The organism is Intestinibacillus sp. NTUH-41-i26 (assembly GCF_032769475.1).
Taxonomy (GTDB): domain Bacteria; phylum Bacillota; class Clostridia; order Oscillospirales; family Butyricicoccaceae; genus Agathobaculum; species Agathobaculum ammoniilyticum.
This window is the reverse complement of sequence record NZ_CP136477.1, coordinates 1,496,321-1,511,106: the sequence shown is the minus strand read 5'-3', so window position 1 is coordinate 1,511,106 and position 14,786 is coordinate 1,496,321. Positions and strand designations below refer to the sequence as shown.

General features: G+C 55.0%; 11 protein-coding genes. 1 reads left to right on the top strand and 10 read right to left on the bottom strand.

The genetic code is table 11. The annotated features are described in order from the left end of the window. Positions 1–4: 4 nt before the first annotated feature. On the bottom strand, positions 5–2,632 hold the full coding sequence (gene alaS, locus RX717_RS07790; RefSeq protein WP_316960649.1) for an alanine--tRNA ligase: 2,628 nt from the start codon (positions 2,630–2,632) through the stop codon (positions 5–7). A gap of 451 nt (positions 2,633–3,083) precedes the next feature. On the opposite strand from alaS, the gene RX717_RS07785 reads away from it, so the two are divergent. Then, positions 3,084–3,776, top strand: coding sequence for a helix-turn-helix domain-containing protein (locus RX717_RS07785; protein ID WP_107630511.1), 693 nt, complete (start codon positions 3,084–3,086; stop codon positions 3,774–3,776). A 97-nt stretch (positions 3,777–3,873) separates the two neighbouring features. Here RX717_RS07785 and RX717_RS07780 read toward each other — a convergent pair whose 3' ends face one another. The 9 genes from RX717_RS07780 to RX717_RS07740 all read right to left on the bottom strand — a co-directional run bounded on the left by RX717_RS07780 (position 3,874) and on the right by RX717_RS07740 (position 14,786). After that, entirely contained in the window at positions 3,874–6,141 is a 2,268-nt protein-coding gene (locus RX717_RS07780) for an S-layer homology domain-containing protein (protein ID WP_107630512.1), read from the bottom strand. A gap of 18 nt (positions 6,142–6,159) precedes the next feature. Then, positions 6,160–7,410, bottom strand: coding sequence for an ABC transporter permease (locus tag RX717_RS07775; protein WP_054325968.1), 1,251 nt, complete (start codon positions 7,408–7,410; stop codon positions 6,160–6,162). Then, the gene (locus tag RX717_RS07770) at positions 7,407–8,162 is read right to left on the bottom strand and encodes an ABC transporter ATP-binding protein (RefSeq protein ID WP_107630513.1); all 756 of its coding nucleotides are present in this window, start codon (positions 8,160–8,162) and stop codon (positions 7,407–7,409) included. Before RX717_RS07770 ends, RX717_RS07775 begins: the two co-directional genes overlap by 4 nt. A gap of 11 nt (positions 8,163–8,173) precedes the next feature. After that, positions 8,174–10,096 carry an HlyD family efflux transporter periplasmic adaptor subunit gene (locus RX717_RS07765; RefSeq protein WP_107630514.1) on the bottom strand — a complete coding sequence of 641 codons (1,923 nt, stop codon included), beginning with the start codon at positions 10,094–10,096 and terminating at the stop codon, positions 8,174–8,176. Between the two features lie 132 nt (positions 10,097–10,228). Next, the gene (locus RX717_RS07760) at positions 10,229–10,741 is read right to left on the bottom strand and encodes a hypothetical protein (protein WP_107630515.1); all 513 of its coding nucleotides are present in this window, start codon (positions 10,739–10,741) and stop codon (positions 10,229–10,231) included. 143 nt (positions 10,742–10,884) lie between these two features. Further along, positions 10,885–12,360, bottom strand: coding sequence for a stage IV sporulation protein A (gene spoIVA / locus RX717_RS07755; RefSeq protein WP_107630516.1), 1,476 nt, complete (start codon positions 12,358–12,360; stop codon positions 10,885–10,887). 14 nt (positions 12,361–12,374) lie between these two features. Further along, entirely contained in the window at positions 12,375–13,853 is a 1,479-nt protein-coding gene (locus RX717_RS07750) for a DUF3794 domain-containing protein (RefSeq protein ID WP_054325972.1), read from the bottom strand. A gap of 192 nt (positions 13,854–14,045) precedes the next feature. Then, complete coding sequence (locus tag RX717_RS07745) at positions 14,046–14,192, bottom strand: hypothetical protein (RefSeq protein ID WP_162838357.1); 147 nt, start codon at positions 14,190–14,192, stop codon at positions 14,046–14,048. An 84-nt stretch (positions 14,193–14,276) separates the two neighbouring features. Beyond that, the gene (locus tag RX717_RS07740) at positions 14,277–14,786 is read right to left on the bottom strand and encodes a deoxyuridine 5'-triphosphate nucleotidohydrolase (RefSeq protein WP_107630517.1); all 510 of its coding nucleotides are present in this window, start codon (positions 14,784–14,786) and stop codon (positions 14,277–14,279) included.

The window sequence follows — 14,786 nt, the reverse complement described above, 5'->3', positions numbered from 1 at the left end:
GACTTTACAACAGCGCGTCAACAATGTTATTGACCGCTTCGAGCGCTTCCTCCAGTTTTTCTGGCTGCTTTCCGCCCGCAGTTGCACTGTCCGGACGCCCGCCGCCGCCGCCGCCAACGATCTTGGCGACTTCCTTGACAATCTTACCCGCATGCGCTCCCTTTTTGACCGCTTCCGCGCCGCAGACGCACAGCAAGCTTACCTTGCCGTCGTTGACCGAGGACAGTACAGCGACCATGTTCGGCGCTTTTTCCTTAATACCGTCGCCCATCGTACGCAGCACATCCGCTGAAGCGTCTTCCAGCTTGGTTGCGACCACGTTGACGCCCTTGACATCACGCGATACGTTGAACAGGTCGACCATCTGCATCGAGGCAAGCTTTCCGTTGAGCTTTTCCAGCTTTTTGGCCATCGTGCGCAGGTCAGCCATGGTCTGTTCTACCTTGGCCGCCAACTCGTTCGGGGAAGTTTTGAGCGCGGCTGCGGTTTCGTTCAATATATGCTGGCGCTCATTGAGGAAATCCAGCACCGCTCTGCCGGTCACGGCTTCAATGCGGCGTACACCGGCCGCAACGGAAGCTTCTCCAATAATTTTGAACATACCCGCCTTAGCTGTGTTATCCAAATGCGTACCGCCGCAAAGCTCAATCGAATCGCCGGCCTGAACAACACGCACAACCGCGCCATACTTTTCACCGAACAGCGCCATCGCGCCCTTTTTCTTCGCCTCGTCAATGGACATTTCTTCCGTGACCACCGGATAGCCGGCAAGGATCGCGTCATTGACCAGCGTCTCCACCTGCTGCAGTTCGTCCGCTGTCAATGCCGCGAAATGCGTAAAATCAAAACGCAGGTGATCGTTTGCAGTGTAGGAGCCTGCCTGCTCCACATGATCGCCCAGCACCTTGCGAAGCGCTTTTTGGAGCAGATGAGTCGAGGTATGCGCACGGCAGATCGCCTGACGGTATTCCGCGTCCACCTTGGCCTCCACCTCGTCGTCCACGGAGAGCGCGCCCTCGGTAACTGTACCGATGTGCATATACTTGCCGTCCTTGGTCTTCTGCACGTCAGACACGGTCATCACGCCGTTTTTGCCGATTAGTACGCCGTGGTCGCCGATCTGACCGCCCATTTCCGCATAAAACGGCGTATGATCGAGCACGGCCGTAATCTTTTCGCCCTTTGCCGCCGCTCCGGACGGTTCGCCCTCATTGACGATCGCCAGCACCTTGGCGCTTTCTCCCAGTGTTTCATAACCGTCAAAACGGGTTTTGATCGCCTTGTCCAAGCCAAGATCCTCGCTCTGCCAGCCAAGGTCGCCCATTTTTTTTCGGTCCTCGCGGGCGCGCTCGCGCTGCTCGTTCATCAGGCGGTCAAATTCCGCGCGGTCGGTGGTCATCCCCTGTTCTTCCAGAATCTCAAGCGTCAGATCGATCGGGAAGCCATAGGTGTCATAAAGCTGGAATGCGTCCGCTGCGGGCAATTCCTTGCTGTTTGCCGCCGCAATGCGTTCGTTCAGAATAGACAGGCCGCTGTCAATGGTTTTGTTGAAGCTTGCCTCCTCGTTTTCAATTACCTTGTGGATATATTTCTGTTTTTCGACCAACTCCGAATAAGCGCCGCCGGATTCCTCAATAACAGTGGTCGCCACCTCGGACAGGAACGGCCGGTCGATACCGAGCAGCTTGCCATGGCGCGCTGCCCGCCGCAGCAGGCGCCGCAGCACATAGCCGCGCCCCTCGTTGGAGGGGATAACACCGTCGCAGATCATCATAACGGTCGAGCGAATATGGTCGGTGACCACACGGAGGGAAATATCAGTTTTCTCGCTTTCCCCATAATGCTTCCCAGCGATCTCGGATACCTTATTGGTGATATTCCGCACGGTATCCACGTCAAACAGGGAACCTACCCCCTGCACCACGCAAGCCAAGCGTTCCAGCCCCATGCCGGTATCGATATTCTTCTGCTTTAATTCGGTGTAATTCCCCTGTCCGTCATTATCGAACTGGGAAAATACATTGTTCCAAACCTCCATATACCGGTCGCAGTCACAGCCGACCGTGCAGCCGGGCTTGCCGCAGCCGAACTCTGGTCCGCGGTCGTAGTAGATTTCCGAGCAGGGACCGCACGGGCCGGAGCCATGCTCCCAGAAATTGTCTTCCTTGCCGAAGCGGAAAATCCGCTCCGCCGGAATGCCGATATCCTTGTTCCAGATTTCAAACGCCTCGTCATCATCCACATAGATGGACGGATACAAAAGCTCCGGATCAATGCCGACCCACTCCGGACTGGTCAGGAATTCCCAGCTCCAGGCAATCGCTTCTTTTTTGAAATAATCGCCAAAAGAGAAATTGCCTAACATTTCAAAAAACGTGCCGTGCCGCGCAGTCTTGCCGACGTTCTCAATATCGCCTGTTCGAATGCACTTCTGGCAGGTCGTCACACGATGGCGCGGCGGCTCCTGCTCGCCGGTAAAAAAGGGCTTCATCGGCGCCATACCGGAATTGATCAGCAGAAGCGACGGGTCGTTCTGCGGAATGAGCGAAAAGCTCGGCAAGCGCAGATGTCCCTTGGTTTCAAAAAACTTCAGATACATTTCGCGCAGCTCGTTCAAGCCTCTGTACTGCATAACATTTATCCTCCAAAATTTAATATGACAAATAAAAAAAGCCTCCGCCCAATCCTGTCAGGGGCGAAAGCATGCTTCCACGGTACCACCCTGATCTGCGCTGTAAAACGCATCTCAGCGGTTCGATATCGGGAACCTGACCGGCCTGTTTTTTACAGGCTGCTCGGAAGTGGCCGTTTTCCGGACTGAACAAGGGGTTGCACCAGATCCCTCTCTCTTTGGATCACTCCGTTGGAAAACTCGTTTCGTCATCGCATTTTCTATCGCGTATATTATACCGCTTTCCCAGCCTAATGTCAACAAAAACCGCCAAAGCTGACGACCTATAGGGGCATTTATTAAAGCAACAACACTCCCCCAAAAAATTTGCGATGCAACCGCCAGTTGCCATATAGTTGTAGCCAAAAACAATAATTTCCGGTATACTCTTGATTGAAAAGAGGTGTTTTCTATGACAGTGGGAGAAAGGATCAAAGCCTGCAGGCAAAATACGGGAATGTCACAGGAGAAGGTCGCTGATCTGATCGGCGTAAGCCGTCAGGCCGTCACCAAATGGGAAGCAGACCAGTCAGCCCCTAACACAGAGAACCTGTTCAAATTAGCAGAGCTATTCGGCACAACAGTCGATATGCTGCTCGATACAGGAAATGCTGCCAATTCATCTGCTGTTGAACAGTTTTATACTCTTTTCAGGATGGAAGACGAGAGGAAACGAGCAGACAAAAGGAAGAGACGGAAAGAGAACCTGGTTTCGGCCTTGATCGTTGTCTGCGCGTATCTCACGGTCTATCTGATTGGCCGTTTAATCTGGTGCGACCGGTCCAATGTCAGCCTGCTTGGTTGGCTGGTATCTGCAAAACTATCCGGAAGCAATAGTTACCTTTATGGCTGGCTGCTCAGCAGCAATCTGTTCTGGATTGCAATGGCAATTTCTGCTGTCCCTTCTCTTTTCGGCAAGCATCGGTTTTCATTTGTCACGCTGATTGCCTTTGCACTCGGTTTGCTCGCCGGCATTGTGTTTGGCCCTAATCCTGCGGGAGCGCCGTATGGACACGGCCATTACGGCTGGGCGATTTGGGGCGGTATCTATCTGCTATCCATTATTATTGGAATTGTGGCAGAACTGTACAATCGTAAAAAATAACCGTCTATCGGAAAAGGCTCCGCCAATGTGGCGGAGCCTTTTTATCCAGCTTTGAAACGGGATGCTAACCGGCTATAAAGTGATGACCTTTAGCCTCCTAAGATGCGATAATCATGCGGATTTTCCCGCCATCCTCCGCATTTTTATTTGCGTACAGGCGGAAATTCGTATAATTGCCTTTTGCATTTTGCAGGGAAATAAATTCCCTGCGGTCGGATACATAAACACCGATATCATCCGTCAGATTGTAATACCCGTCCCTGGTCCGAACGCCGGTAGCCCCGTCAAACGCGGAAACCGATACCGTATCGACCAGTTTGAGCGGAAGCGTTGAGAACGAGCGGTTCACAGCGCTGCTCCCGTTTTTATACCCCTTTGGTATGCCGATCGCACTCCCGTTCAAGCCGCCCGGCAGAGCGTCTACCCGATATTCCTCGGATACGGTTTTTGAGCCGTCCCAATACTTGATACCGGCATAGTATTCCTTGTTGTCATCCTCGCCGCGGCTGGAGCCGGAGCCGATACCATAAATCCAGCTATCGCCGGTTACGTCGCCTAAAATAATGTTGGTTACAGTACCCGCGTTGTCGATCACCGTATAACGGATCTGACTGGACGACACCGAAGCCAGATCGATATCCGACTGGGCGATTGCTGACAAGGGCGCGCCCGGCGCAACCTCTTCATAAATCCGAACCTTGGGCGATACCACGGAATTTCCGATCTTGCCATCTGCAATCGACCAGTTTCCGGATACCCTGCCGGTAAGCGCTCTTTTTGTCAGATACGCCGAACCGTTAGAGGACTGTCCGACCGAAACCAAGCGGCCCATCAGTTCGTCCAGGCTCTCCGCTTCGGCCTGGATATGCAGGGTCAACCCATTGGTCAGTACGACCGTCACCTTTTTCCCATCTACTGCGGTAACGATCCCCTGCATGTCCGCGCTGACCATGTTTTTCGGATAGGCGGCGATGACATCGCCCGCTTCGCTGAACAGCAGCGTGATATAATCCTTGAGCTTGATATCCTCGAACGAGGCAGCCGCGCGGTCGGAGATCGAATAGGACTGCCCGCCGAACAGCTCTACCGTCTGTGGATAGGCGAAAGACGGCTCGCCCTTAGTGTAGCATCCGCTGATCTTGGCATCCGAAACGACCGCCTGGCGATTTGCGGGATCGAGCGTAACCACATCGTATTTTTTAATCCTGGAGCGGTCGATCACCGCGCCGTTCTTGATGATCTGATATCCCTCCGGAATATTGACGGAGGTCGCAAGGCCGTAAACGAAAGAGGTGTCGCTGGACGAGGTCGCGGACGGCAGGACCGCCATCAGCTGCAGCGCGCCATACTCGTCGTAGTAGAGCGTCAGGGTGTCGCCATGTTGAATCCCCGCCCACATATTTGAAAACTTATCCAGCTTTTTCTCCCGTGCAACATAGAGATCTGTGTCTCGGTTGGGGCGGAGGGTCTGCGTGCTGGTCGAGATACTGTCGGCCGCCGCGCTCGTTACAGTGTAGCTCTCGATCTTATTATTGTTGGGAACGACGCCTACCGCGACCTTATCCCCTTCCTTGCCGATCACGATCGTTCCGTAAACGCCGATCAGGCTTTTGTCCAGCGTACCCGCGGTCTTGCGCGGGGACTCATTCAGAGAGCCGTTTTCATAGAAAATCGCTTCATTGGGTGCCAGCGAGGAATCCGTTTCGCTGGTCGCCAGCAAAATACAGTTTTCAATGGTAGAAGAGGATATCTTATTCAGCAGCATGCCGGAGTTATCGCCTTTCAGTTCTGTCCCCAGCGTATTGAGTAGCAGGGTCGCCGCATCGCCGCGCTTCACGGCCGCTGTGGCGTTGGTAAGCGATACGTTTTCCGTCAGGCCGAGGGACTGCGCGCGGGCGATATAGTCCGCCGGCCAAAACGGGCCGATGTCGGCCTCCGTATAGCCCAGCATACGCAGCAGCATGGTGCAGACTTCTCCGAAGTTAACAGTCTTGTCCGGACCAAAGGTGCCGTCCGCATAGCCGCGGATAATGGAGTATTCTTTCAGATCAGGATGGCGCACTGCGGCATTGATATATTGCGCGGCCCAATGTGAGCTTTTAACGTCCGGAAAGATCGTATAGCTGCCATAGGCGCTTACATCGGAAACGCCCAGCGCGGTCACCGCCAGCTTACAGAACTGCGCTCTTGTCAGCGCGCTATTTGGATCAAACCGGTTTCCCCCCACCCCCTGCATGATCCCTAACGCGTCCAAGACGGAGACGGTCTGCGAAAGCTTGCTGTCCGTGATGTCGGTAAACGATGCCGAAGCAGGGGTGATCGCAAAAAGAAATGCCAGACACAGGCTGAGTAATCTTTTTTTCATTCCTACCTTTTCCTTTCTTTACTGGGTGCGCAGCGCGTCAACCGGCTGCAGGTTGGATGCCTTGTTGGCCGGATACAGGCCGAATATAATGCCGAGCAATGCAGAGAACAGGAACGCCCCCAGAATCAGACCAATCGACGGCAGTACCGTAAAGTGCTCGATCGATGGTAGATAGGTGTTCTGCGCCATCTGCCGCGCGACCATGAAATTGCCCAATATGGCCGACAGGAAACAGCCGACGATAATACCGATCACGCCGCCGCAACAGGATACGACAGCCGCCTCCACCAGAAACTGACCGATAATATCGCGTTTCCGCGCACCGATCGCCATACGAATACCGATTTCGCGCGTGCGCTCCGTAACAGAAACCAGCATGATATTCATAATGCCGATGCCGCCGACCAGAAGCGAAATGCCCGCCACACCGCCGCCAAGCAGCGCGAGCAGGTTGGAAGACGCCTCCTGCTGCTCCTGATACTGGCTGTCTGAGTAGGCGGAAAAGGATTCGCACCGGCTCTGCATATACTCCGGAAGCAGCGTTTCGGTAAGCTCTGCGATATCCTCGGTGGCGGCTGCTTTGATAATATAATTTTTGCTGTCGAAATAGCTTGTACTCATCATGGAGCTTTGCAGGGTATATGGCATAACCAGCATCTGATCCTGCGTATTGAGCTTGCCGCTGAATTTCCCCTTGTACACACCGACGATTTCAAAGCTTTTGCCACCGATACGCAGTTCCTGACCAATCGGACTCATAGCACCGAAAAAGTATTTGCGTAGCGTTTCGCCAATAACGCAGACCTTTGCGCGGTTATCGCAATCCGCTTTGGACAGGTCGCGTCCGGCTGAAATTGTGAGGTTGCTCACCTCTCCGTAATGCTCGTTGCCGAAATACATATTAGTCCAGCCGTTGTTATCGGAATCGTTGGAAAGCTTTTTCGTCCGGTATTGGACGCCGTCGCTCTGCCAGTCATAGTATTGGATCTGCGGCGACCAGGCGGAAACCTTGTCCGCCAGCTCGGTATCCAGATATTCCTCGAAATCCTTCCAGTCCTTGCTGCGTCCGCCGTAACCGAATACATCGATACGGTTGACACCCATTGCTTCGTATTGCAGGCGCTGCAACTTACTCGTACCCTGAATGGAGGACACGATTGCGATGACCGAGGCCACGCCGATAATGATGCCCAGCATGGTCAGGATAGAGCGGACCTTATTGTTCAGGATGGACTTGAACGCCATGCGTACGGTTTGGAGCCAGTTCATTCGTCAAGCCCTCCCTTTCCCGCTTCGTCGGAAATGATGCGGCCGTCCTGAATCGTTACGATTCGCCGCGCCATCTGCGCCAAATGGTTATCGTGCGTGATAAGGATAATGGACGTACCCTGCTCGTTGAGCGCGGTAAGCTTCTGCATGATATCCAGACCGGAGGCGGAATCCAGATTGCCGGTTGGCTCGTCCGCCATGATGATCGGCGGCTTTGCCGCAACAGCCCGCGCAATCGCAACACGCTGCTGCTGGCCGCCGGACATTTCCCCCGGACGGTGTGACATGCGTTTTTCCAGCCCTACCGATGTCAGCGCATCCACCGCGAGCTGGTGTCGCTCCTCCCGTCCAAGGCCGCGGTAGATCAGCGGCAGCTCCACGTTTTCCAGCGCTGTCAACGCGGGAATCAGGTTGAAGCCCTGGAAGATGAATCCGATCTCACGGTTGCGGATACCGGAAAGTACAGAGGGCTTCATGTCGCTGACCGCCTGGCCGTTCAGGTAATAGGTCCCATAGGTCGGAATATCCAGGCAGCCCAGAATATTCATCAGCGTGGATTTTCCCGAGCCGGACTGCCCAAGGATGCAAAGGAACTCCCCCCACGGCACGGTCAGGGATATATTATCAAGCGCACGTACTTCGTTCTCCTTGCCTTCATTATAAATCTTGCTCATCTGCCGCACATCGATCAGCAGGTCGGAAGAATAATCCGTCTGCTGCTCGGCAATGGGCGGTTTGTTCTTTCCAAACATCGCGCCCTCCTTTAGCCTACGGCTACGCCCATACCCATTTCAGCGTACAGGTCCTGCGGGCCGGACAGATACACCGTCGTCCCTTCCTCGATCCCCCACAGGATCTCGGTATTGGAGGAATCGGAAATACCCGTTTCAACCGGAACGAGCTGGAATTCGGGCGGGATGCCCTCCGTCCCCTCCGGAATAGGCAGCGTTTCGCTGAACGGAATCTCCTCGCCGTTTTCATCAACCAGCGGCTTGGCAAAAACCGCTGCGCCTTCTTCGGCGTATACGATCGCGGAGGATGGGACCATCAGACAATCTGAGGAGGATGCGGTCGTGATCTGATATTCCACGCCCATGCCGATGGAAATGGACTGTCCCTCAATCGGATCAATGGCAATTACAGCGGGGAACGTCGCCATGCTGCCCTGGCCGCCATTGTTGTTCTGAGTCGGTTCCAGCGCGATCGACTCCACGGTACCGGTCAGCGTCAGCGTGCCGTCGTTTGTATACATGGTCATCACCGCGGGCTGGCCGGGCTGTACGGCGGAAACGTCGGTGGACATGATATCCGCGTTTACAATGATATCGTTCAGGTCCGCGACCACGACGAGCGGCTCGGTGCCGCCGACATCCTGCTCCGTATACGCGTTCAGGCTGACGACCACGCCGTCGATCGGCGATTTGATGGTGGAATCCGCGATCAGCTTTTTCAGCTCCGTGATCCGCTCCTGCTTTGCCTGGACCTGCTTCTGCGCGTTTGTCACGCCGTTGCGTGCGGTCACCACGGTATTCTGCGCATTTTTCAGTTCGTCCTGTGCGCTGTCGCTCGTTAAGGTCATAATCGTGGCGCCGCTGCTGTAGCTGTAGTAATCCAGACCGTTGAGCGTTTTGATCTCACCGCCGGTCTGCACGGTCACCGCTTCCTCGCGGCTGTATTCCAGCGTTCCGGATTCAGCCGGATAAACCTCTCCCGCGGAGCTGGTGGATATCGTCGCGGTCGCCATCATGTCCTTGGTGAGCGTTCCGGGATTATCCATGGAAATGACGACACGGAACAGCTTGACGCCTTCTGCAGAAACCTTCTGCGCGCTTTCGACCGCGGAAACCGTACCCGAGACCGAACTCATCGCGGACGGAACAGAAACCGTCGCAGTCTGTCCGCTTTTGATATCGTTCGCATACGCCGCGCTGAAATACAGCGAAAGCTTCATTTTGCTGTCGTCGACCATATAGCCGACGATCTCCCCTTCGCTGAGCTGCTGCCCGACATGGTAGGTCGTGCTTTTACCCTCCGAGTCAGTGACCGGAATAATCTTTCCGGTAAACGGCGCGGTGATTGCCAGCTTGCCGATCCGCTTCTGGGCCGTGCTGACCGCGTTCTGCGCCTTGGTCACCTCGGCCTGCGCATCAGTGACACCACGGCGTGCGTCTGCCAGCTCATCCTCTGCAGTTTCCAGCTCCTTGCGGGTTTCGGTCGGGTTGACGACAACAAGCTTGTCCCCTTTTTTGACCTCATCCCCTACCTCTACCAGAACCTCGCTGACCGTTCCCTTCAAATCTCTGCCAAGCTCCTCGCGCTTTTTGGCGGCGGTGCTGCCGCTTCCCTCTATGTAGGTTTCCAGCATGCCCCGGCTGGCGGTCGCTGTTTGCGTAACCGTTTCCTCCGTCCCCGCATTGCGGGACTTCAGAACAAGGAAGATGCCCAGTGCGATCAGAAGCACCACCACCGCAACGCCGATGCCAATGCGCACGCCTTTGTTGAGCCTGCTCTTTTTCTGATTCATTTTATCGGCATATTTGTTGCGTTTCGGCATGCCCGACGCCTCGCTGTCAGCCCCCGCGCTTCCCCCCTGCGCGGAAACCGTGGATACGTTGGAGCCGCTTTTGGCGACGTGTGCGCCGCCTTTCTGGACCGGCATGTTCTGCTGCTTTTTTTCTTCGCTCATACTCGTATTCCTTTCTGTTCTCTATCCTGATGGGCATTAACCGTACCAGGCCGGTTATTGGTACGCTTCACTATACCGTGTCCCGCACGGGATTGTCAACCGATTCAACCAAACTGTAATAAAAATGCGCGCTTATCTCCCGAAAAAGGCACGAAAAAAATCATGCACCTTTTCAGGCAGGCCGTCCAAGTCGCCGTCATTCTGGAAAACACCATCGTAGGAATATTCCAGTACGCCGTCATCCGAACGGTTTCCCAAAGCGCCGCGCGCCTGCTCCAAGGCAGGGCGCCGCACCAGAATTGTGGAGCAGCTTTCCCCAACAGCCGACCGGAATCGGTCGATTTCCTCCGGCTCCCGAATATGGACAAACAGGATTTGGGCGTCTCCCTGCAGAAAGCGGTGGTACCGCTCCATACAATAGGAGAACGGCAGATCGTTGAATTCCGTGCATACCTCTTTTAAGCGGGACAGGAAGCGGCGCGCTTCCGGCGTTTTCCGTCCGTCCCATCCGGCCGCGTACGCGACATCCAGGATCGGAGTGATTGACGAGATGTTTTCCGCTTTCCAAAATCGGGCCGCCGCCACGCAGACAGTGTCTTTCCCAACGCCTCCGCTGCCATTGATGACAAAAACATGCTTGTCCAACAAACTCCCTCCAAGGTGTCGATATTCATACGGATTTATCATAACACAATATATAGCGATTGGCAAGGCTTCCGCCCTGCCTTATAAGGGGTTTGACAGAAAAAGCGCGCCCTCAGGAGAGGGCGCGCTTTTTCCAACATGACTTACAGGATAATGCAGATCAAACCGCCTGCGCTTTCGTTAATGATTTTTTCCAGCGTTTCCCGTATTTTCCCGCGTGCATCATCCGGCATGCGGCTGAGCTTATGCGATAATTCCTCCCGCACCAGCTCGTTGAGGGATTTCCCGAAAATATTGGTGTCCCAGATTTTTTCCGGCTGCTCTTCAAATTCACTGAGCAGATAATGCACCAATTCTTCGGACTGTTTCTCCGTTCCTACGATTGGGTTGACCTCGGCTTTGATATTGGCGCGCATCAGATGGATCGAGGGGGCGGACGCACGCAGACGGACGCCGTACCGCCCTCCCTGCCGGACGATCTCCGGTGCCTCCAGGGAAAGCTCGTCAACCGACGGCATGACAATTCCATAGCCGGTCTGATATACCTGATCCAGCGCACCTCGCAGACGCTCATACTGCTGCTTGACCTTGGAGAAATCATCGAGTACGGAAATCAGGTCGGCCGCATCCCCAATATGGATACCGGTCTGTTCCCCAACGATACTGTAGAACACGCTTTCCGGAATATCCACCTTAAGGCGCGCCGCGCCGGTACCCAACGCGAGCTGGTCGATATCCACCCTTCCGATATAATCATTTTCCGCAATCGCCCCGCACATGGCGCGGACATCGCGCATCCTCTGTCCTGCACGCGCCGAGGAGCGGATGGAGCGGTAAACGCTGGATTGTACGGGGTGTCCGTCAGGCAGGGCGCCGATATATCTCGGCAGAACAAATCCGATCTCTTTCACCGGAAATTCATACAGCACCTGCTGCAGGATATCCGCGATCCCCTTGTCGTCCAGTTCCATGCAGTTGACTGCGACCGGTTCAACCTGGTACCGCTCCCTGAGCGTACTGCAGACTGTCTGCGCTGTTTCACCGCGCGGGTCAGCGGAATTCACCAAAACGACAAACGGCTTGCCCATCTGGGTCAGCTCCTCGATCACCCGCCGCTCAGCCGGTTCATAGCTTTCCCTCGGTATCTCTGTAAAGCTTCCGTCGGTCGTAACGACAAGGCCGATCGTCGAATGCTCTCCGATCACCTTATGCGTGCCGACCTCGGCCGCCTCAGCCAGCGTCATCGGTTCCTCCCGCCACGGTGTGGATACCATGCGCGGCGCGTCGTCCTCCATGCTGCCCAGCGCGCCATCGACCAGATAACCGACGCAGTCTACCAGGCGGACCCGACAGGAGCCTCCGTCCGGAAGGGCGATCTCCGCCGCCTCCTCCGGAACGAATTTCGGTTCCGCGGTCATGATCGTCCGTCCGGTACCCGATTGCGGCAGTTCATCGCGCGCGCGTTCGCGTTTATAGACGTTATCCATGCCCGGCAGGACCATGGTCTCCATAAAACGCTTAATCAGCGTCGATTTGCCGGTGCGTACCGGTCCGACCACGCCGATATAAATATCGCCGCCGGTGCGGGCGCTGATTTGATTATAAATTTGATTTTCCATAATATCCCTGCCTTTCAAGCCTGTATCGGAATCAGGAGCATGGTTTTCGACGCGCTGACCGCATCCGGCGGTAAATCATTTGCCCGTCGGATTGCTTCCATGGTCGTGCCGCAGCTTTTGGCTACTTCCCAAAGCGCCTGCTCCTGATCGATGTAACGCAGCACCAATGTAACACCATCGTTGTTTTTTGGGGCTTCACTTTCCTCTAATGCGGTGATATTGCGGAACACGCAGCGCTCCTCCAGCGCTGCCATACCGGATACCGCCACTGATAGAAGCAGTCCGGTTTCGCCTGCTGCTGCGGCGCGGGCATTCAGTTCGATCTGGGACAGCTCGCCCATAGCGGTACAGGAGGCGGTCAAGGGCAGCGTGCGCTGCAACGCAGAAAGCTGCTGTTCATCGTTCAGATATAAAACCTGCACCGCCACCGTGAGCTGCAGCGTATTGGTCGTGGTATTTCTCTTCGCCCCGCAGCAGACAGCGCCGGCGTGTATGATATGGGACACATGCTGCGCGGTCTGCAGTGTTTCATTCACCTCCGCGGCAAACGGCGTCAGCGGCGGCATAGAATGGAGCGCCGCCTTTTCCTCTTGGATCTGCAACGTTTTCCCAGGGATATACATGTCGTCGATCTGCTGGATGCTTTTGGTGCCGCGCACCGTGAAAGCGGCCTCCGCCGATATCGTATACGAAAGCAGCCCATCCGACTCCAAACGGCAGTCGACCTCGTGCGCCGCCAAACGGACCGATACCGGATCGCTCTCTTCCAGGTCTGGGATCTCCAATATCTGCGTAAACGGCGTGCTGTTTGAAAGCACGCGAACCGCATCATCCTCCTGCAGCGCAAGGCATTGCAGGACTGCCTCGCCTTTCAGCACAACTTTCCCACGCATCGCGCGGCATTCCGTGCTTTTCAGCGTGCAGGCCGTATGCAGGAGCTGTAGGTCGTTCGCATCCTGCAGCGTCACGTCTTCCAAAATCGTAATCGGGCAGCTATGCGCCTGCTGTACAACGGTAACTGTATGGGGCGTGCGCAGCATCTGTATCTGCGGCAGCTCAACGCCCTCTGTAACCTGACAATCAGCCTTGCAATAGCATTCCACCTCAAAGCAGAGCTGAGCGCTGACGTTCAGTTTCCGGCTGTTGACCGGCACTGCGTCCACCGCCGCAACACGGCACGATACATAACAGACGGCATCCGCATCCAGCCCGTCACACTCCTCTATATAGGCAAAGCTGATGGGAACGGACAGCCTGCGCAGCCCTTCCGCGTTTTCCGGCTGGTACAATATGGTCGTCTGCACGGCACCGGAAATCAGCAGACGTCCGTTCTGCGGTGTGCGGTCCTTGACCGCTGCCGTTCCATACGCGCAAATGACCCTTCCGATGTCCGGAAAGGTATCCGGAACGATCGAGTCGGAAGACTCGGTGCAGGAGGAAATCCCTGCAAGCCTTTTGTCATAGTAGCAGATGCTTGTTTGATTCAGTTCCATTGATGCTGCCTCCTTTGTTTCACTGCTGCTCCTGTTTAACGATATGTTCCCTTTTTGCTGAATATGAAAAAAGCAGAGGCTTTTCTGCCTCTGCTTTTCCCTCATGTAATATGGAACAGCTTGCAAAGAATACCGCGCAGATATTTCGGGCTTTTCCAAATGACCACTTTCATGCCTCCACCTCCCCAGTTATCAGCATTGAAACAAAAACACGCCTGCCGCGATCAATGCGAGCGCCAGCAGCCACAGCAGCAGGCCGGACGGACATATGCTGCCGACAAGCAGGCCAAGTCCCAAACTGATCAACGCCAAACCGATCGCTTGCCCACGGCAGAACATTGCACATCACGCTCCTGTCATCAGTATAAGCAGCGTATCCGGAGATGGTGACAAAAAAGGGACCGCCAGCCGGCGGTCCCTCTGTTATTTTGTTGTGCTGCCAAAGCCTCCGGTGCGTTCTCCGTCCGCGTCATCGTCTTCGGTTATGCCGAAAGGCAGGAAAATCCCCTGTGCGAACCCTTCTCCCCCCACGATGGAGAGCGTCTTCCCCTGTCGGTTGGAATTGGTCATTTTGATAAAGATATGTCCTTCATTTTTTGCCGTGAAGTAATCGCTGTCAATGATTCCCACCGTATTATCCATCTGCAGGCGGTATTTGAACCCCAGGCCCGAACGGGGATAGATTTGCAGGACCCATCCTTCCGCGATTTCCGCGCGGATACCGGTGGGGATTTTTATGGTTTCATGCGGCACGAGCGAAAAGGCTTCGGGCGCAAAGAAATCATACCCCGCAGAGCCTACGGTCGCGCGGCGCGGCAGACGGATTTTCTGGTAGACCATTCTTGCCTCGGATACCGAACAGCCGGTTTCTGCGCACCAGTCATCGATAAATTGTTTCTCCGATACCTTGTAAAATTTCGCGATTTTCTGCAT

Bases quoted from the DNA above. Each gene is read 5' to 3' on its own strand.
- alaS (WP_316960649.1), bottom strand. From the start codon at position 2,632: ATGCAGTACAGAGGCTTGAACGAGCTGCGCGAAATGTATCTGAAGTTT.
- RX717_RS07785 (WP_107630511.1), top strand. From the start codon at position 3,084: ATGACAGTGGGAGAAAGGATCAAAGCCTGCAGGCAAAATACGGGAATG.
- RX717_RS07780 (WP_107630512.1), bottom strand. From the start codon at position 6,141: ATGAAAAAAAGATTACTCAGCCTGTGTCTGGCATTTCTTTTTGCGATC.
- RX717_RS07775 (WP_054325968.1), bottom strand. From the start codon at position 7,410: ATGAACTGGCTCCAAACCGTACGCATGGCGTTCAAGTCCATCCTGAAC.
- RX717_RS07770 (WP_107630513.1), bottom strand. From the start codon at position 8,162: ATGTTTGGAAAGAACAAACCGCCCATTGCCGAGCAGCAGACGGATTAT.
- RX717_RS07765 (WP_107630514.1), bottom strand. From the start codon at position 10,096: ATGAGCGAAGAAAAAAAGCAGCAGAACATGCCGGTCCAGAAAGGCGGC.
- spoIVA (WP_107630516.1), bottom strand. From the start codon at position 12,360: ATGGAAAATCAAATTTATAATCAAATCAGCGCCCGCACCGGCGGCGAT.
- RX717_RS07750 (WP_054325972.1), bottom strand. From the start codon at position 13,853: ATGGAACTGAATCAAACAAGCATCTGCTACTATGACAAAAGGCTTGCA.
- RX717_RS07745 (WP_162838357.1), bottom strand. From the start codon at position 14,192: ATGTTCTGCCGTGGGCAAGCGATCGGTTTGGCGTTGATCAGTTTGGGA.
- RX717_RS07740 (WP_107630517.1), bottom strand. From the start codon at position 14,786: ATGCAGAAAATCGCGAAATTTTACAAGGTATCGGAGAAACAATTTATC.